This window comes from Bradyrhizobium sp. TM102 (assembly GCF_009176685.1).
GTDB lineage: Bacteria > Pseudomonadota > Alphaproteobacteria > Rhizobiales > Xanthobacteraceae > Bradyrhizobium > Bradyrhizobium ottawaense.
Map to the genome: position 1 here is coordinate 6,758,291 of NZ_AP021855.1, position 18,976 is coordinate 6,777,266.

At 63.7% G+C, this 18,976-nt stretch carries 19 protein-coding genes; 8 read left to right on the top strand and 11 right to left on the bottom strand.

All coding sequences use genetic code 11. The features are described 5' to 3' along the window. Positions 1 to 93: 93 nt before the first annotated feature. The 8 genes from GDN70_RS31885 (at position 94) to GDN70_RS31920 (ending at position 7,393) form a co-directional block, all read left to right on the top strand. Positions 94 to 516 carry a hypothetical protein gene (locus GDN70_RS31885; RefSeq protein ID WP_244429174.1) on the top strand — a complete coding sequence of 141 codons (423 nt, stop codon included), beginning with the start codon at positions 94 to 96 and terminating at the stop codon, positions 514 to 516. Between the two features lie 74 nt (positions 517 to 590). Then, a complete protein-coding gene (locus GDN70_RS31890) occupies positions 591 to 875 on the top strand; it encodes a hypothetical protein (protein WP_028142204.1) in 285 nt (94 codons plus the stop codon). A gap of 9 nt (positions 876 to 884) precedes the next feature. Then, positions 885 to 2,324 carry a TolC family protein gene (locus GDN70_RS31895; RefSeq protein ID WP_152103512.1) on the top strand — a complete coding sequence of 480 codons (1,440 nt, stop codon included), beginning with the start codon at positions 885 to 887 and terminating at the stop codon, positions 2,322 to 2,324. 13 nt (positions 2,325 to 2,337) lie between these two features. After that, positions 2,338 to 3,669, top strand: coding sequence for a copper oxidase (locus GDN70_RS31900; RefSeq protein WP_028142202.1), 1,332 nt, complete (start codon positions 2,338 to 2,340; stop codon positions 3,667 to 3,669). A 32-nt stretch (positions 3,670 to 3,701) separates the two neighbouring features. Beyond that, on the top strand, positions 3,702 to 4,157 hold the full coding sequence (locus GDN70_RS31905; protein ID WP_173015970.1) for a cupredoxin domain-containing protein: 456 nt from the start codon (positions 3,702 to 3,704) through the stop codon (positions 4,155 to 4,157). Positions 4,158 to 4,174: 17 nt separating this feature from the next. Continuing rightward, positions 4,175 to 4,477 carry a copper-binding protein gene (locus GDN70_RS31910; RefSeq protein ID WP_152103514.1) on the top strand — a complete coding sequence of 101 codons (303 nt, stop codon included), beginning with the start codon at positions 4,175 to 4,177 and terminating at the stop codon, positions 4,475 to 4,477. Between the two features lie 279 nt (positions 4,478 to 4,756). Then, positions 4,757 to 6,898: a flagellar biosynthesis protein FlhA gene (flhA, locus tag GDN70_RS31915; RefSeq protein WP_173015913.1), complete on the top strand. Its 2,142-nt coding sequence runs from the start codon at positions 4,757 to 4,759 to the stop codon at positions 6,896 to 6,898. 294 nt (positions 6,899 to 7,192) lie between these two features. Next, positions 7,193 to 7,393, top strand: coding sequence for a hypothetical protein (locus GDN70_RS31920; protein WP_028142198.1), 201 nt, complete (start codon positions 7,193 to 7,195; stop codon positions 7,391 to 7,393). A gap of 284 nt (positions 7,394 to 7,677) precedes the next feature. On the opposite strand, the gene GDN70_RS31925 is transcribed toward GDN70_RS31920, so the two are convergent. From GDN70_RS31925 to fliJ, 11 genes are all read right to left on the bottom strand, one after another. Continuing rightward, complete coding sequence (locus GDN70_RS31925; RefSeq protein WP_028142197.1) at positions 7,678 to 8,223, bottom strand: transposase; 546 nt, start codon at positions 8,221 to 8,223, stop codon at positions 7,678 to 7,680. Between the two features lie 73 nt (positions 8,224 to 8,296). After that, the gene (locus tag GDN70_RS31930; RefSeq protein WP_131233109.1) at positions 8,297 to 9,226 is read right to left on the bottom strand and encodes a hypothetical protein; all 930 of its coding nucleotides are present in this window, start codon (positions 9,224 to 9,226) and stop codon (positions 8,297 to 8,299) included. Between the two features lie 368 nt (positions 9,227 to 9,594). After that, a complete protein-coding gene (locus tag GDN70_RS31935) occupies positions 9,595 to 10,095 on the bottom strand; it encodes a toxin-activating lysine-acyltransferase (protein WP_173015914.1) in 501 nt (166 codons plus the stop codon). 2,053 nt (positions 10,096 to 12,148) lie between these two features. After that, positions 12,149 to 12,421, bottom strand: a complete 273-nt coding sequence (locus GDN70_RS31955; protein ID WP_080670183.1) for a hypothetical protein — start codon at positions 12,419 to 12,421, stop codon at positions 12,149 to 12,151. A gap of 533 nt (positions 12,422 to 12,954) precedes the next feature. Further along, complete coding sequence (locus GDN70_RS31965) at positions 12,955 to 13,761, bottom strand: transglutaminase family protein (protein WP_028142196.1); 807 nt, start codon at positions 13,759 to 13,761, stop codon at positions 12,955 to 12,957. A gap of 78 nt (positions 13,762 to 13,839) precedes the next feature. Further along, on the bottom strand, positions 13,840 to 14,013 hold the full coding sequence (locus GDN70_RS31970) for a DUF3606 domain-containing protein (RefSeq protein WP_081494336.1): 174 nt from the start codon (positions 14,011 to 14,013) through the stop codon (positions 13,840 to 13,842). A gap of 195 nt (positions 14,014 to 14,208) precedes the next feature. After that, a complete protein-coding gene (locus tag GDN70_RS31975) occupies positions 14,209 to 15,432 on the bottom strand; it encodes an NAD(P)/FAD-dependent oxidoreductase (RefSeq protein ID WP_028142194.1) in 1,224 nt (407 codons plus the stop codon). A gap of 132 nt (positions 15,433 to 15,564) precedes the next feature. Then, complete coding sequence (locus GDN70_RS31980) at positions 15,565 to 16,524, bottom strand: AraC family transcriptional regulator (RefSeq protein WP_152103515.1); 960 nt, start codon at positions 16,522 to 16,524, stop codon at positions 15,565 to 15,567. Between the two features lie 174 nt (positions 16,525 to 16,698). Further along, positions 16,699 to 17,748 (bottom strand): anti-sigma factor domain-containing protein, encoded by a 1,050-nt coding sequence (locus tag GDN70_RS31985; protein ID WP_152103516.1) that lies wholly within the window; start codon positions 17,746 to 17,748, stop codon positions 16,699 to 16,701. Between the two features lie 37 nt (positions 17,749 to 17,785). After that, positions 17,786 to 18,331, bottom strand: a complete 546-nt coding sequence (locus GDN70_RS31990) for a sigma-70 family RNA polymerase sigma factor (protein ID WP_028142191.1) — start codon at positions 18,329 to 18,331, stop codon at positions 17,786 to 17,788. A gap of 181 nt (positions 18,332 to 18,512) precedes the next feature. Then, on the bottom strand, positions 18,513 to 18,932 hold the full coding sequence (gene fliJ / locus GDN70_RS31995) for a flagellar export protein FliJ (RefSeq protein WP_008138882.1): 420 nt from the start codon (positions 18,930 to 18,932) through the stop codon (positions 18,513 to 18,515). Positions 18,933 to 18,976: the final 44 nt, after the last annotated feature.

An 18,976-nucleotide genomic window follows, 5' to 3' on the forward strand; every position in this document is an offset into this window, starting at 1 on the left:
CGAACGCGCGATTTGCCATTAGTTTGCAATCCGCGTGAGCAAATCGCCGCGCGAAAGCATGTCGGCGGAATGTTGCTGCGATTGACACGATCGATGCGGATCAAGGTGGGGCGCTTCATTGCCCTCGCCTATCTGTTCTGCGTGCTCGCGCCGGCGGCAAGCCTCGCCTGGGGCAGCGGCCCGGCGCCGTGTCTCGATGAGACCTTGCTGGCCGATCTCGCACCGGTGCATCAGCAGATGCCGGGCGGTCACATGCACGACGGCAGCTCGCACGATCACGCGGCGGCACACGCGCATCACCAGGCCGCCGCGCAGGACGCGCCCGCTTCTTCGCATCATCATGGCGGCAAGGGCACGGCCGGACCGTGCTGCGCGATGATGTGCATCAGCGCGCTGCCGGCCGATCTGCCTGGCTTCGCCAAGCCGGTTCAGCCCGTCTCCGCCTGTGCCCCCGAGATCGTGGCCAGCCTGCACAGCACGGCGCCGCCCCTGCACTACCGCCCTCCCATCGCCTGATCTGACACGACGATTTCGGGCCGAGCGCGCGTTTGCGCGCGCGGACCTGTGGTCTTTCAGATCAGGGATGAAGCATGCTGACGCTTTCCGTGGCGACGTCCGCCGCCGCATCTACGGCGCGAGGACGACACTTTCGATTCCATTGGCCGTTGCTGGCCGCACTTGCGCTGGCGCTGTCCGGCTGCATGCCGGCAACGACGCAAGTCGCCGGCGCCGATCCCGCTGATCCCTCGGCGAAGGTCGCGCCTGTCGGCTATGGGTCGACCATTGCGCCCTACACCAGCCTGCGGCCTGCAGCGCCGGCGCCATGGCGCGACCGCAACGAGGCCGTGACGCCGCAGCCGAAGCAAGACCGGTAGGAGCGCGCCATGACACATCAATTCGCGCGAGGCCTGCTCGTTCTCGCCACGCTCAGCCTTTGCGCACCCGGTCTTGCCGGCTGCGCCGCGTTCTCGCCCGACAGCGGCATGAGCGCGGTCTCCGAGCTGACGAGCCAGACCATCAACAAGGATGTCGCCTTCGTTCGCACGCCCGAGGGAGCGGGCGTGGTCGACGCGCGCGTTCGCCAATTATTGTCGCGGACGCTCGGCGTGGACGCCGCCGTTCAGGTCGCACTGCTCAACAACAAGGGATTGCAAGCCGTCTATAACGAGCTGGCGCTGGCCGAGACCGATCTGGTCGAGCAGAGCCTGCCGTCCAATCCCGTGTTCTCGATCTCGCGGATCTCAGGCAACGGCGCCAGCGAGATCGAGCGCCAGGTGGTCGGCGACATCCTAGCGCTCGCCACCCTGCCGTTCCGCTCCGACATTGCCCGCGACCGGTTCCGCCAGGCGCAGTTGCGCGCGGCGCTGGCGACGTTGCGGCTCGCCGCCGACGTCCGCGGCACCTACGTGCGTGCTGTCGCCGGCAACGAGATGGTGGCGCTGCTGACGGATGCGAAGGCGACGGCGGAATCGACAGCGCAGCTCGCGGTCAAGCTCGGCGAGACCGGCTCGCTCAACAAGCTCGACCAGGCCCGCGAGCAGGTGTTTTACGCCGAGACCACCGCCGACCTCGCCAGCGCGCGCCAGGCTGCGGCGAGTGCGCGCGAAAAGCTCGCGCGGCTGATGGGATTGTGGGACGGCGGCCTCGACTTCCGTTTGCCCAACCAATTGCCACCGCTGCCGCGCCGGCCGCAGGCACTGCCCTTGATCGAGGCCGATGCGGTGGCCCATCGCATCGATTTGCAGATCGCCCGGCTGGAGCTGACGGCGCTGGCGAAGTCGCTGAACCTCACCGAGGCGACGCGCTTCGTGACGCTGCTCGATCTCGCCGGCATCTCCCGCCGCACTCGGGATCCCGAAGGCGCGCCCTTCCGCGAACGCGGATTCGACGTGCAGTTCCAGATCCCGATCTTCGACGGCGGCGAAGTCCGCGTGCGGCAGGCGGCCGAGACTTACAATCTCGCCTTCAACCGCCTGACCGAGCGCGCCGTCAACGTGCGCTCGGAGGCACGCGATGCTTATCGTATCTATCGCTCGGCTTACGACGTCGCCAGCCACTACCAGCGCGAGATCATCCCGTTGCGTAAGATCATCACCGAGGAGATGCAGCTCCGCTTCTCCAGCATGCAGGTCGATATCTTTGCGCTGCTCACCGAGGCACGACAGCGTCTGGCCTCGCTGCGCGGCGCGATTGACGCCCGGCAACGATTCTTCCTCGCCCAGTCCGATCTGCAAACCGCCGTCAACGGCGGCGGCGCGCCTGCTGCGGGCGGCGACACTTCAACCACCATCGCCGCGGCAACGCCTGCCGACGGCGGCCACTGAGATGGAGGCCGGCATGTTTTCCCGCAGAGGGTTTTTGGGCACCGCCGCGCTCGTCGGCGCATCCGCGGTCCAGGGCCGCGTGCAGGCGGCATCTATCCCGGAAGCTGCGCACATGGACAAGGTGGTGATGCAGCCGCCACTGCATCCCGTCAGCGGGCCCGACTATCGCCCCGTCGTCACGCTGAACGGCTGGTCGCTGCCGTTTCGCATGAACGGCGACTGGAAGGAATTCCATCTCGTCGCCGAGCCCGTGGTGCGCGAATTCGCCGAGGGCATGAAGGTGAATCTGTGGGGCTACAACGGCCAGTCGCCGGGCCCGACGATCGAGGCGGTCGAGGGCGACAAGGTCCGCATCTTCGTCACCAACCGCCTGCCCGAATACACCACCGTGCACTGGCACGGCATGATCATTCCGAGCGGCATGGACGGCGTCGGCGGGCTGACCCAGCCGCACATCCAGCCGGGCAAGACCTTCGTCTACGAGTTCGAGATGAGGAAGAGCGGGACCTTCATGTACCACCCGCATTCCGACGAGATGGTGCAGATGGCGATGGGCATGATGGGCATGGTCGTCGTGCATCCGCGCGATCCGAACTTCCGGCCCGTCGACCGCGACTTCGTCTTCGTGATGAGCACCTATCGCGTCGATCCCGGCACCTATCTGCCGCAGGTCAACGAGATGACCGACTTCAACATGTGGACCTGGAATGCGCGGGTGTTTCCCGGCATCGATCCGCTGCCGGTCAGGCTCGGCGACAAGGTGCGCGTGCGGATCGGCAATCTCAGCATGACCAACCATCCGATCCATCTGCACGGCCACAGCTTTGCCGTGACCTGCACCGATGGCGGCTGGATTCCGGAGAGCGCGCAATATCCGGAGACGACGACCGACGTGCCGGTCGGCGCGGTGCGCGTGTTCGACGTGCTCGCCGACAATCCCGGCGACTGGGCATTCCACTGCCACAAGTCGCATCACACCATGAATGCGATGGGGCACGCGGTGCGCAATTTGATCGGCGTGTCGCGCAAGGACCTCGCCAAGGCGGTCGGCAAGCTCGCGCCTGACAGCATGGCGATGGGCTCGACCGGCATGGCGATGGGCAACATGGAGATGCCCGCGCCCGACAACACGCTGCCGATGATGACGGGCACCGGCCAGTTCGGGCCGATCGAGATGGGCGGCATGTTCACGGTGATGAAGATCCGCGAGGACCTCGCACGCGACGATTATCGCGATCCCGGCCCGTACAAATTCCCGCAAGGCACCGTCGCCTACGAGGTCGAGGCGCCCGATGCGGCACCAGTGCGGCAGCCGGGCAAGCCGACGCACAAGATGAAGATGTGAGCGTTTCGATGAACCACCAACTGGAGATGACGATGAAGAAGACGATCAAGCTCGGCCTCGCGCTGGCGGCGCTGTCGACCGCGCCGGTCCTTGCGCACGACAAGCACGGGCACGCGAGTTTTTCGGCCGGCGAACCCGGCGATCCCAACAAGCCCGCGCGCACCATCGAGATCCTGCTCAACGAGATGGACTACGCGCCGGCCAAAATCGACGTCAAGCGCGGCGAACAGGTCCGTTTCGTGCTGCGCAATGTCGGCAAGGAGGACCATGAATTCCTGCTCGCCACGCCCAAGGAGAATCTCGCGCATGCGGTGGAGATGAAGAAGCATCCGCACATGGAGCACGACGATCCCAACGGTGTCAGGCTCGCACCGAACAAGACGGCCGAGATCCTCTGGAAGTTCAGCAAGGCCGGCACGTTCGAATTTTCGTGCCTCATTCCCGACCATCGCGACTACGGCATGGTCGGCCACGTCACCGTGAAGTAGCGACAAAGGAGCCTCCCATGAACCGCATCATCCGCATTGCCGCAGCGCTGACGCTGGCTGTCGGCCTTACCACTGCCGCCCTCGCGGCGGGGGCCGCCGCGATCAACGGCGAGGTCAAAAAGATCGACGAGGGCGCCGGCAAGATCACGCTCAAGCATGGGCCGGCCAAGAGCCTCGGCATGGAGGACCCCATGACCATGGTCTACCGCGTCAAGGACGCGGCGATGCTCAAGCAGGTGAAGGTCGGCGACAAGGTCACCTTCGAGGCCGAGGAGGCGGCGTCGGGGTATACGGTGACCAAGATCGACAAGGCGAAGTAGGGGTCGCCCGGTCATTCCGGGGCGCGCGCGGCGCGAACCCGGAATGACGAACTTTGCTCCCGAAACACCCCGGTCCGCCCCTCTTCCCACCCCGCGTTAACCCTTTGCTAACCATACACCCGGCAAGAATTGCCGGGTGAAGTCGAGTGTCGTCAGCCGCGTAAAACGGGAGCTCCCGTGGACGCCAGTGCGGTGCCTCACTTTCGGAACGGCGGCCCTTCGGCCGCCGCGCAGACATTTGGGGCGCGCGGACGGCAGTCGCGCGGGGAGGCAGCTACCATGGTCGACGTCACCGCGGGACAGGGCGTAGGCAGCGCAAGGCCCTCGATTCCCTCCCTCAACGAGATCGTCAACGTCCTCAAGCGCGGCGACATCGCGCTGGCGCTCGGCATCCTCACCATCCTGGTGGTGCTGATCCTGCCGCTGCCCGCGATCGTGCTGGACCTGTTCCTGGCGATCTCGATCACGCTGTCGATCCTGATCCTGATGACCTCGCTGTTCATCCAGACACCGCTGGAATTCTCGGCCTTCCCGACCATCCTGCTGATCTCGACCATGCTGCGCCTGTCGCTCAACATGGCCTCGACCCGGCTGATCCTGTCGCACGGTCACGAGGGCACGGCGGCCGCCGGTCACGTCATCGAGGCCTTCGGCAGCTTCGTGATGGGCGGCAATTTCGTCATCGGCATCATCGTCTTCGCCATCCTGATCATCGTCAATTTCGTCGTCATCACCAAGGGTTCGGGCCGTATCGCCGAGGTCGCCGCCCGCTTCCACCTCGACGCCATGCCCGGCAAGCAGATGGCGATCGACGCCGACCTCGGCGCCGGCCTGATCGACGAAAAGGTCGCCAAGCACCGCCGCAAGGAGCTGGAAGACGAGAGCGGCTTCTTCGGCGCCATGGACGGTGCCTCCAAATTCGTCCGCGGCGATGCCATCGCCGGCCTGTTGATCGTCTTCATCAACGTCGTCGGCGGCATGATCATCGGCGTGGCGCAGCAGGGCATGTCCTTTGCCGATGCGGGGCGCAGCTACACGCTGCTGACCGTCGGTGACGGCCTCGTCACCCAGGTGCCGGCGCTGATCGTCTCGACCGCGGCCGGCCTGCTCGTCTCCAAGGCCGGCGTCTCCGGCGCCGCCGACAAGGCTCTGATGAAGCAGTTCTCCGGCTATCCGCAGGCGCTCGCGATGTCCTCGGCGGTCATGCTGGTGCTGGCGGCCCTGCCGGGCATCCCGACCCTCCCCTTCCTGGCGCTCGGCACCGGCGCCGGTGCGCTCGCCTGGCACGCCCGCAACCGCAATCGGGTGACGGCCAAGGCCGAGGAAGCCGCCATGGCCGCACCCGCTCCGGGAACGCCCGGTGCGGCGGGCACGGCTGCGGCCGAAGAGCCGATCTCGGCGGCGCTCAAGATCGACGACCTCAAGATCGAGCTCGGCTATGCGCTGCTGCCGCTCGTCAACGGCCCCGACGGCACCGACCGCCTCACCGAGCAGATCAAGGCGCTGCGCCGTTCGCTCGCGATCGAGATGGGTTTTGTGATGCCGGCGGTGCGCATCCTCGACAACGTCCAGCTCGAGGCCAACACCTACATCATCAAGATCAAGGAGGTCGACGCCGGCACCGGCAAGATCTGGCCGAACCAGTTCATGGTGATGGACCCCGGCGGCAGCCAGGTGCAGGTGCCCGGCATCCACACCACCGAGCCGACCTTCGGCCTGCCCGCGACCTGGGTCGATGCCAGTCTCAAGGAGGAGGCCTCGCTCAAGGGCTACACCGTCGTCGACGCCGCGACCGTGCTCTCGACCCATCTCACCGAGCTGCTCAAGGCCAACATGTCGGACCTGCTCTCCTACGGCGAGGTGCAGAAACTGCTCAAGGAGCTGCCGAAGGAGCAGGGCGAGCTGGTCAAGGACATCGTGCCGGGACAGGTCACGGTCTCCGGCATCCAGCGCGTGCTGCAGCTGCTGCTCGCCGAGCGCATCTCGATCCGCGATCTCTCCACCATCCTCGAAGGCATCGCCGACTCGCTCGCCTTCTCGCGCAATCCCGCCACCATGGTCGAGCACGTCCGGGCCCGCCTGGCGCGGCAGATCTGCGCGCAGAACACCTCCTATGCCGGCTATCTGCCGCTGATCGCGCTGTCGGCGCGGTGGGAGCAGGCCTTTGCCGAATCCATCATCGGCCAGGGCGAAGAGCGCAGCCTTGCGATGCAGCCCTCGAAATTGTCGGAGTTCATGACCGGCGTGCGCGAGGCGTTCGAGCGCGCCGCCCGCGAAGGCGAGGCGCCGGTGCTGGTCACCTCTGCGGCAATTCGTCCCTTCGTCCGCTCCCTGGTGGAGCGGTTCCGGGCCCAGACGACGGTGCTGTCGCAGGCCGAGATCCACCCCAGGGCGAGATTGAAAACTGTCGGAAGCATCTGATTTGCCTTAAGAAGCCGTGTGTTTTTCGGCCACAGGCAAATGGTTTCTGAGTTCCTGGCGCCTTGTGGACCAAACCTCGACAAGGCGCCTGACAGGCACATTACAGCTTTGAAATAATTGCAAAAATGCACGATCAAGGGTCGCTTTTGATCGCGATCTTTCACGTCTTGTCACGCTCTTGTGATGGCCTCTTGGGAACGAATCCCCCCAATACTAGGTTGTTGGGCACCGGAAGCATGAACCTGCCTGAAACGGCCGGCGACTACTTCGGGTAGATGGCGGCAGGAGGCTTCCATGAACCACTCGATCTACAGCGCAGATCGCGCGACCCATTTGAAAGTCGTGGTCGTTGCCCTCGTCGCAGGGATCGCGGTGGCGGGCCTCGGCATCACGGCACGCACGGGTTCGGACGAAGGTCTGACCCAGACCGCCCGCGTCATCAAGGCCGACAAGCCGGTTGTTATCACCAGCGCGAATGCATCCCTCGTTCGCTAAGGAGATCTGACGAGTTTTTTGAATTCACGCGGCTCTTTACCAGCCCCCCAAAGTCGCCACGTGGATATGTAGACGACCCCAACCCCAAGTCGACTACAGAAAGCGCCCGCCCCCCACGGGCGCTTTCTCATGTCTGGGGGTGTGATTGCAGGCGCGCTCGCCAAATTCATCAAACACACGACTGTCTCCTCTCGTGTTCCGGACGCGCTGCAACGCGATTTCAGCACCCGCCTCACTCCGTCATTCCCGGCCCGCGTAGGATGGGTTGAGCGCAGCGATACCCATCATCTGCCCTCTCCTCTTTCACCGTATTCGTGTGCATCCTCCGAACGATCGCCGGCCCAGTCGACCGGATAATTGCCAAGCCTCACATGGCGATGAAACGAGGACCATGCCCAGTCGCATACGCGCGGGACCAGCCCATGCTTGACCGGATTGATGTGGACGTAGTCGACATGGCGCACGAAATCGCCTTCATCGCGTATGGCATGCTCCCAATAGCGGCGCTGCCAGATTCCGCGTTCGCCCCTCGCGGCGCGGCTCGATGATATTCGTTCACCGCGCTCGACGCCGCGAGAAAATGCCGACTTGACCAGTCGCCAGCGTGTTGCGAAATCGGAATCGCCTTCGGGTAACGACCATACCGCATGGAGATGATCGGGCAGCACAACGACGGCGTCGATCGTGAAGGGATGACGTCGGCGTGTTTCGCGGAAGGCCGCGCGCAAGATCTCGACATGGTCCGTCAGCAGGGAAAGCCTGCGCTCCGCCAGATTGACGGTAAAGAAGAAGCTGCCTCCCGGGACGAAGTTGCGACGATAATTTGTCATCATGAATTGGCCGAGAAGAAAGTGATGGGTTTCGCAAGGGCTCAACCCATCCTACGGGCTCAGCAAGACTTGTTCACTTTTTCCTGAGCTGGACCTTTTGAAGCCAACTGCAACTCCCGCCGGTCCCGAATATCAAAATGCTCGAATCGGAATGCGGGAGCATGAACGAGGCACGCCCATTCGATCCGTCGCACACTCGCTCTACCGTATTGGGGAGAAGATCACGGGTGATTTGGGCCGTTGCCCGCTCTAGATAAAAAAGGTTTGTACCTTCCGCAGCGACACAGAAGGTGATCAGACCACCGTCTAGAGGAGCAACAACGGTACGAGGGCACGGCATGGGTCCTAGGCGACCTGGCACAACAGTATCGGGAACGTCTTTCTGCCAAATAATCTGGCCCTTCGGAGTGATGCGCGCAACGCTCAATGGCTTTGCCGAAGGAGGCTTCGACCATGGCTCAGTCCACGCAGTCGCTGCGTAAAGGTCGCCCCGTCCGGAAACAACTTTCATTAGCCAAGCGGAGCTTGGATTTTGAGCCGGCTCTTCACGGACAAGTTGACGATCAAGAAGTCGACCTTCAGTCTCAAACCGCCATAAAGCGACTCGCACAGCAGCGCCGACAGGATGGCCATCGACAGCTTCGAAAGCCACTACCGCAATCAAATCATTCAATACAGTAACCGAGGCGATTTTGCCCGCGCCGAACGTCTTCTCCCAAACGATCTCTCCATCTCCAGATATTCGCGCGAGCCAGCTTGCGTCGTCTTCTCTCCCGACGATCACCGCGTCACCGCTGGGCAAAACCGCTATATCAGCAATTGTGTTATCACGATTGCGCGCAACCTCAATTTCCCGAATCACGTGCCCGGCCGGGTCGAGCTTTGCGATGTAGCCATCAGACAAAGGAGCACCACCGATCGAACGTCGGATGTTCTGCGTTCCCCCGACCCAGAGCGAGCCGTCCGCTGCCACTGCCAAATGGATGGCGGAGGCAGCAAGCATCTTCGCACTCAGAATTGGAACGCGGGTACCAGTGCTAAGCTCGCTCGCGCCGATCGACAATGCCAGGCGCTTCTCACGATCTTGAAGAAGGAGGACCGCGGTGCCGTTCGTCGCTGGAGCAACCTCCAGTACCGTGACCTCCGGGATAGACCAAAGGTATTTTGACGATGATATAAGTCCGTTACCGCTACTCGGCTCGGCAGATAGAGGAAAGTTCAGACAGCTAAGCGAGCTGAGGAAAAACAATGCAGCCGGAAGCGCCCTAATGGTAGGCTCTAGGCAGCTCGCGGCAACAGACAGCAGCCGACCACACCAAGCTGCATTAGCCAATCGATACGCATAAACGCGGAACACAGGCGGCATCGAATTTACCACTTACCGGGCTCTATTTGATCGCGCATCTCGCTTTCGCCCCCAAACGGAGCAACCACATCGATGATCTTCCTGTTCGCCCCGCTCTTCCATTCCGTCGGCGTCAACCGCACATCCCCCGCATCGATCCGCTTCGCAACGGTCTCATCCGCCAGCGCCCAGAATGCGACGCCAACCGGCTGCTCGCCCTTGTAGAAGATGCGGAACTGCTGCAGCAGGATCGCCGGCATCACCAGCCATTCGAGATCGCCGAGCGGGATCGCCTTGTGGCGCGGCGACTGCGTCATCAGCCAGGTGATCTCGCCGAGCACCTGCGACACGGTCTTGGGCGGCGGGACCGCTTGCGCGGCGGCGGTGGAAGCCCCGGATTCGTTCGCGGCCTGGGCGCCGTTCGCGTGCGGAGCGCTGCCGGACGCTCCGCCAAGGCCGGCGCTCGCCTGCCCCGCTGCGCCTGGCGTCGGCTCTTCGATCCGCTTCGCGGCTCCGGTCTTCGTCATCCGCTTCTCTCCACGCGTCTTCTTCCCGGTGCCCGGCATCGGCCTGTTCTCCTTGCGAGAAAGGCCGAAGTTGAGAGCGGCCGTAGGATGGGGAGCGAAGCGATACCCATCGTTTCAGCGGCAGAGGATGATGGGTTTCGCAAGGGCTCAACCCATCCTACGGGCTGCTATGGACAGAATGCCATTCCCAACCCCTGCGGGTGACGCTAGACGAAACAACCTGGGCACATCAAGCAATAATTTGATGACGGAGTTGTCGGCGCGCGAGGCGTGTGGATTTCGCCACGCCGGCGTCATGAAGGATGTTGCAGCTTGCCGCGTCACGATACCGCCTGCTCTGTTGTGCGAACGCCGTGACGGAGTGTGAAGTACCAGCGCCCACCACTCTCGTGTCCCGGACGCGCTGCAGCGATCTTACGCTGCTGCGCAGAGCCGGGACCCAGGAAGCCACAGCATTTGCTGCCACGTGGGCCCCGGCTCTGCAGCGCATCGCTGAAGAAGCGCTGCGCTGCGTCCGGGGCATGAGAGCGGAATTTGGACGCAGCTCGTAGGATGGGTAGAGCGCAGCGAAACCCATCAACACTTCCCCTGTGTTGAAACATGATGGGTTTCGCAAGTGCTCTACCCATCCTACGCTTCCGAGACACGCCTTCGCATCCTCGCGGCTGATCTCGCCCGAGCTTTGCTTGATCTCTTCACCCTCTTGAATGGAGAGGGCGCAGGGAAGACCGGGCGCCGGCTGGCACCCGCGGTCCACTGTGCGAATCCTGCGTAACAAGAAGCTGCACAGCGGCATACAGGTGTAGCCAGGACATCCCGGCCTTCCCTGCGCAGTGGCTTTACGGCTTATGTCGTGATCTCCCCGGGGAGCGTTGCACTATTGCCCCCGTCGCCTTGCGGATGGCTGATGCGTGGGCCCGGTTGGACCGCACACATCACCACAAGACTTGGCGCACAGACCCCGGGCGCCAGGACCACACGATTTTGCCGTACGCCGATCTCACCGGTCGTGTGCGCGATGCTTTCGCTCACGGCTCTCCGCCCTGCGAAAGCTCTTCGCGCCGATGCAATCAGCGTCCACCGCCGCCCGGCCCGCGTTCGTGACGATCGCGATACGCCCCTCTTCCTTGGGCCGGGTTGCGACGACACATACGCCCTTTCCGAAATTCGGTAAAGTGGAATATTTTTAAGGCGCCGATTGACCGATGGATTGGGTGTTTTGCCCGTCGGGCAACACAAGGGCTTGTAAGCTGGGCCCATCCACCGAATTGGTCTCGGTCAGTAGCCTCCGTGTCAAATTTCCAGGATTGCAATCAAGGCTGATGTCGGCGAACCGCACCGCAAGTCAGGTATAAAGCTTAAAGCCGCTCTTCCAGCGGCGTTCCTGGAAAGCTACATGGAAATCACGATCAGCCGCTAGACGTCGCGCCCAATGGCTTTCCATCTCGAGAAAAACGCCGACCGCTTAAATGAAGCGCAGGCGGCGGCTTACCAGCCCCCGGGAGGGTGAGAGCAAAATCCCGATGAAGGAGAACGAGACCTGAATTCAAGATGGCGGCAGTAGGCCCGGCGAGGTCAGCCACTTGTTGAGCTCCCCAGCAACATCGATCTGGCGGGCTTTTCGCAGAAGCTCCGCGCGGCGGACGCCAGCGGGCATCCCGTTGGCCTGTAGGCGGAGATTGATCGCCTCTTGCGCAAGGCGGTATTCGAATGTCAAGGATTGTCGTGGGGACCGTTGAGCCGGCATGTATGACGCTCCGCTGCGGGGTTGAGCGGGAGCGCAACTTGCGTTCACACCACCGATAGATGCTATGGGCCGCTCGATGGTCGTGGGACAGTGCGCCTTTATCTGCCGGATAGCGAGCGCTTTGTTCGGTTCCTGGCAGCAACTATCCGCATCCACTGGCGCCTTGTGCGGTCTGCCCTCCCATCCAATACCGTGCCAGCCAGATGAAGAGCACGCTTTCGTTGGCGCACCACTCGACAACCTTTGGCATCATCGTTCGTCATCTCACAGGCTCTCTCAATTGGCGCGCATGTTCGGAAGCGAGACTCAGCAACCGCGGCAAATATTCTTGAGCTTCGCGGCGGTTCGGGCTTCTTCCGCACGAAATGGATCTTTGTAACCTGACGATGGGTCGATGCCGGCTTCATCGGGCTTCCTGGTTCTTGGAGGAAATGCCGCATCGTAACAGGAAAGGCGCGCGCTGGTACTTTCGATCGCACGGCAGTTCGGCTCGGCGGCAAAAGCTGTTGGCGTGAATGTGCCCAGTGCGAATGCCAGCAAGAGCGCCGCGGTCCATGTGCCTGTTCGAACCATCCTCATGCTGAACACTCCATAGCTATTTGGTTTTACTCGCCCAGGTGGGACGCTCGCCGGTCCAGGCCGGAAGAGCATCCCATTCGGACCAACGCATCCGGCGCTCCTCACCTCCGACCCTCACGAAAACAAAGGGCGCATCGTCCCGGCCAGTCTTCGAACCAACGAAGATTGCCGGAACCCCGTAGGCATCCCTGATGATCGCCGTGTTTGCCATTTTGGGCTCCCGTTAGCTTGAACTGGCTCAACGCCGCGGTTTGCAGTTCTGACGCATGGTGATTGAACCGACTTGCCGCTACAAAATGGCCGTCACCGCAATCAGCAGCACGAGAAAGACCGGCACCAACCACTCACGAATGTCGAATTTGTCGAAATCTGACATCTGACCGCCTTCTCTTGGGTTGAGGCGGGAGCGCGAAGCTCTCAGTCACCGATAACGGCCACGTAGCGCACGGTGATGCGAACTGTGTAGCAGTCTTCTAATCAGTTAGCGAGATCAATCTCAGCCGCCTGGCACCCAATCGCCCAAGGCGAGCGCTCTACACAAGTTCATCAGTCCACACCTTGAAGCTGACGAGCGTGTTGGGTCCGAAAGTCTGGGCAATCGGAACATCCGCCGCATCGCGGCCTTGTGCAATCAGGACGCGCCCAATTCGCGGAGTGTTGTTGCGTGCATCGAATGTGTACCAGCGACCGCCAAGATAGGCTTCGAACCAGCCTGCAAAGTCTCCGGGGGCGTGGGGCGGCGGGATGCCGATGTCGCCGAGATAGCCGGTGCAATAGCGCGCTGGAATGTTCAAGCAACGGCAGAATGCAATGGCAAGATGCGCATAGTCGCGACAGACGCCCTTGCCCTCGTTGAATACGTCCCAAGCCGTCATGGTGGCCCGCGCATGCTGGTAGCCGAATGCGATGTGATTGTGCACGAAATCGCAGATCGCCTGGACCCGTGACCAACCCGGCGCCACGTTCTCGAACAGCTTCCATGCGATGTCAGAAAGCCGATCGGTTTCGCAGTAGCGGCTGCCAAGCAGATAGACGATGGTATCAGGTGGCAGATCCTGCACCGCGCATTGCGTGGCGGAAGGCACAATGACATCAGGCAGCCCGCTATCGCGCACTGTGCCGTTGGCGGAAAGACGCATGCGGCCGGCGGGCGCGACAAATCGATTGCACCAGTTTCCAAAGCCGTCGCGGTAGGGCGAGATCGGCACGGGAGGCTCGGTGATGAGATAATCCGGCACGATGATGTCGGATGCCCGGGTGAAATGCATACCGACGACAGCAATCAATGGTGTGACTTGCTGGAATTCGTAGGTCATCTCGAAGCCAACCTGTATTTTCATGTTCAGGGCCTGCCTCGACTGCATTGACTCGAAATGGCTGCGGGGACGATCGCGTTGGCAACGGCGGCCGGCGGTCCGCTACTTCAAACTAGAGGCCTCCTTGGTGATGGCCGAGATTGAACTGCCAGACTTGCGAACGACGTTGGTAAATTGCTCATCCGATAGCTTGAGCCGCCTGCGCAGGATCCTGACCTGCACTTTATCTCTTAAATCCAGCGAATTGCGGAAATGGGTCGGCTTTGGTCTGTTCATATGTTTCTTTCGCGATGAGGGGATGGACTAGATCGCGCGACCAGGCGGGCGTTACGCCGCTCCTGCTGCGACGGCGACTGTCCGCTGCTCACGAAGATTTTGTCTCCGTCAAGCCAACATTCGCCAGGGAGCGACGTTCCTCCGTTTTTAGGATTATCTGGTCGTGAGCGGAGGGGCAGATACGCACGAGCCAGCTCAACGACGCGGAGCCCCGTAAGTCGGCGGCGGTGCCTGCACCGTCGGCGCAGCGGCGGCGAACAGCTCATCCTTGCTGCCGGTCAGCGGCGGATAGATGCGCTTGCGGTTGATGATGTTCTTGGTCGCCTTCGCAGCCTGACCGGTCGCCTTGACCTCGCGATCCCAGCCCTCGGTATAGAGCGCGCCCCAGCCGCCGAGATCGAGCACGGTCACGTACCAGTCGATCCGCAGCGGCAACATCGGCAGGCCGGCGAGATCGGCGACCACGTTGTGGCCGGCGAAACGACCCATGGGACGCGCGAACTGGCAGGACATCACGGTCGGATGCAGCCCGTCGACCACGCTGGAGGCGACGTCGCCGGCCGCGAACACGCCACCGACATCGGCAACCCGCATGAAGGGATCGACCAGCAGGCGCCCGAGCCGGTCGCGGGCGTCCGGAAAGCGCGCCGCCAGAGGGCTCGCACGCATCCCGGCACACCAGATCACCGTCTGCGCCGGAATGAACTCGCCGGAGCTCAAGCGAATGCCGGCGGCCTCGACCGAGACGACGCGCACGCCGAGACGCGTCTCGACGTCGAGCGCGGCCAACGCCGTCTCGATGATGGGACGCGCCAGCGCGCCGATGGTGGCGCCGACCGCGGGATTGGGATCGACCAGGATGATGCGGCGGCTGCCGGCGATGCCTGCCCGCGCCAGCCTGTCGGGCATCTCGGCTGCGACCTCGATGCCGGTAAAGCCGGCACCGACCACCACGACGGTCGACCGCCCCGGCGCGGGCGCGCTGCGGCCGAGCGAGGCGAGATGGTCCTCGAGGCGGAGCGCCGCAACATAGGTATCGACATCGAAGGCGTGCTCGGCAAGGCCTGGTATGTCGGGACGCATCACCTCGCTGCCGAGCGCCAGCACCAGGCGGTCATAGGCCAGCGTCCGCTCGCCGCTGCTCGTGACCAGCGAAATCTCGCGCCAGACCGGATCGATGGCTTCGACCTCGCCGATCTCGTGACGGACACCGACGGGATCGAGCAGCTTCGGCAACGGTATCGCGACCTCGCGGAGATCGACCTCGTAATTGCGCACCCGGATGTTGTGATAGGGATTGCGATCGATCACGCAGATCTCGATGTCGCTGACAGCACCGATCTCGTCGCGCTTGCGCGCGGCACCGATGGCCGCCCACAGGCCTGCAAATCCGGCGCCGAGCACGACGATACGCGCCATGTCCGTTGACTGCACTTTCCCAATGGAACGACGAGCGAACAACAAGCGATCGAGCGGTCTACCCGCACAGGTAGATATAGCTCATCGCCGCCAACGGGCCAACCGTGATCCGCAGAACGAAACCGGTGCGCCTCACGCCTCGCGCAATTCCGACGGTGTCGCGCCAAAGCGCTTGCGGAATGCACGGTTGAAATAGGACAAATCGGAAAAGCCCGAGGAATGTGCGATGTCGCTGATCTTGCGCGTCCTGGCGCGGGGATCGCCGAGCAGCTTGCGTGCCTGCAGCAGGCGCTGCTCCAGCACGAATTCGGTGAAGGTCGTGCCGGCCTGCTCGAACAGGCGTTGCGCCTGGCGCGGGCTGAGGCCCGAGCGCGTCGCGACCTCGGACAGGCAGAGATCGTTGCGGCCGAGCGCGGCCATCACATCGGCGCGCATGAGGTCGAGGCGCGCCGCCGCATGGCCGCGGCCGCGCGCAAGGCTGGCATGCTCGGCATCGGTGCCGAGCAGGAGGCCGACGAGATCGACCATATGCTGCGCGGTCAGGCGCTGGCCCACCGCGTCGAGATGCGGCGCGTGATTGGCAGCGAGCGCGTGGTAGCGGAAGATGGTCTCTGCGACGGCACCGTCGCTGAGCACTTGCGACAGCTTGTCCTCGGCACGCGGACTGATGTCAAGCAACGCGCGGCGCGGCATGCGGATGGTGGTGAAGCGGTTTTCATCGGTGTGACCGACGGTGCCGGTGATGCTCATGTCGACGAGCACCATCTGCGCGGGCGCAAGCTCCACGGTGTGGCCGTTCTGCCCGACACACACGAGGCCGGCATGTGCGGCGATCAGCACGAGGTCGTCGCTGCCGTCGGCAAGGTGGCTCTGGGTGCGGGAATATTGCGCGGAGGCGCCTTCCGGAATGGCGAGCGCGATGTTGTCGACCACGCTGATCTGGAGCCGGCAATCGATGCTGTCGCCATGACTCGGCCCGATATCGAGGCCGCAGGCCCCGAAAGCCCGCTCGCGCCAATGTTCGAACGCAGGGCCGTGCGGCAGTCCCGTGTATTGGTGAACGAAGATGCCGGACGTTTTCGCTGCATCCATCTGATTTCTAGCCCCTCTCCGGCGTCACGATCGGCGGCGCCGACTGCAAATTCCGGGGATTTGACGCCGCAAATTGCGGCGAGGTTCAAATCGGGGGCGGATTCAGGGAGACTTGTCGGGATGCGACGGCGAAGCGGACCCTGACGACAGGGTCGTAGCCCGCATGAACGGCACCTATTTCTTCGCGGGCGCCTGCGGCTGGGACGGCGGCACGGTCTCGATCAGCTTGCCGGAAAACACCGGGGCCGAGGTCGGCCGGCCGTCGGGCGAGCCGCCGGCCTGCTCGACGGTGACCGCGTAGGTCGCGCCGTTGACGACGTCGGCATCATAGGAGGCGAGCAGCGGACGCGCGGTGAATTCGCCCGCGCCGATCACGCCGAGCGAGCGCGGGCGCGGCAGCTTGTCGGAGATCAGCCAGAGCTCGAAGCTCTTGCCGGGCTCCGGCGTCGCGCCGACCTTGCGCACCGTGAAATTCCGCGTCGCGCCGTCGATGGTGAGGATGAAGGCGGGGCCACCGCCCTGGCCCTGCAGCAGCGCGACATATTGCGCCGCGGCGGCGAGCGGTGCGGCCGGTGTCTTCACTTCCACCGTCTGGATGCGCGGCGCCGGACGTAAAGCCCCCGGCAGCGCGTCGGGCAGGAAGATCTGAAGCGATAGCGTCACCAGCAGCGCAGCCGCGAGCGCACCGACCGCGGATGCGATCGAGCGCCAGCGCTTCACGCGGCCCTCGAGACGGATCACGTTGGTGTCGTCGGCGATGGGCACCTGCGGCGTCCGGACGACCTCAGGATCGGGCGCATGGACCTGCGGCATGAACACCGGCGCGATGTCGGGTATCACATCGGATCCGGAGCGCATCGGCTCGGGCTGCTCTGCTTCGGGAGGCTGCGGCTCCGGTTGCGGTCCCTGCTCCAGCGGCGCTTCCGGCGGCGCGGCCTCGACGGGCGGGATTGGCGGCGGTACGATTTCGGCCAGACCGGGCGGCTGCTGCGCAAGCGCCGTGCGCGCGATCTCGGACCTGATGTTCTCCCACACGATCGGACGCGGCTCGACCGAGCCGACCATCTGGTTGAGGGCGCCGAGCCGATAGGCCCAGGCCTGCACGATGTCGGCGAACGCCGGGTCCACCGCCATCATGGTCTCGACCTGCGCGCGCTCATCGGCATCGAGGGTGCCGAGCGCATATTCCGCGGCGAGCGCGATATGGTCCTCCGAGTAGGCCATCACATGCAGTCCAGAACCACCCTCACAGTATAAACCCTCATAGTCCGAGGCACTCCCGGATATCCAACATGCTGCGCCGGAGCCACGTCTTCACCGTGTTGACGGGAGCGGCGAATTTCTCCGCCAATTGCTCGCGGCTCCAGCCGTTGTAATAGGCGAGAAGCACGAGCCGCTGACGGTCCGGCTCGAGCCGGCCGACGCATTCCAGCAGCCGCTTCAACTCTTCGGTCATCTCCCGGCGCGCCAGCGGATCGGGGCTGTCGGCCGCGACCTCCATCGCCTGAGGCTCTTCCTCGATCGAGACCTCAGACTTCTTGCGCACGATGTCGATCGCACGGTTGCGCGCAATCGAGGCCATCCACGTGATCGGCGACGACAGCGCCGGATTGAACCCGCCGGCACCGTTCCAGATCTTGACGTAGGTCTCCTGAATGACCTCCTCTGCGAGATCCTGTCGGCGCAAGATACGGAGCACGACGCCATAAAGTTTCGCGCGCGTGGCGGCGTAGAGGCGCTCGAACGCCGTCTGATCGCCCTTCGCCACCGCCTCGATCAACCCGACCAGCTCTGCTGGCGTCAGCATTCAGCCCCCCGACACGCGGGCCATCGCGTTCCGCGCAGGCCCCGGCACTTCGCTACCATAGCGCGCGGCCAAGCCGTCCACCAAGGGGTGCGGCGCCACACTGTGGATAGCACATGCGAAAACCCGGACCTTGCGGGTCCGGGTTTGGCAATAATTCCAGGATGGTCTGGCGGCTAGCGGCTCAGGCGACGGCGCCGATGCGGGCGCGCATCAGGCCGATGCTGTCGAGATCGGCCTGCTCGCGCGCATTTTCCTCGGCGCGCTCGCGGGCCTGGTCGCGCTCGTCCAGGAGCTCGACCTTCTTGAGCTCCTCGAAGGCCTCGGCCAGCGCGGCCTTGGCTTCGTCGAGCTGGCCCTTGAGCTCGTCCGCCGAGCGGGTCAGGTTCTCGCGGCGCTGAATGGCGGCCTTGGCATAGGTCGGATAGGCGAAGTGCGAGGGATCGTTGATCCCGGCTCGCTCCTGCTCGGTCGTGATCTCGCGCTCGAGATCGGTCGACATCCGCTGGAAGTCGGCGATCATGGTCTCGATCTGGGTGACCCGGCGGCGCTTCTCGTCGACCTGAAACTTCTTCAGGCGGATGAGGGTATCTCGTGACTTCATCGACTCGTACTCCCCAGAAGTCCCCTCGCTGCACGTGGGACGTC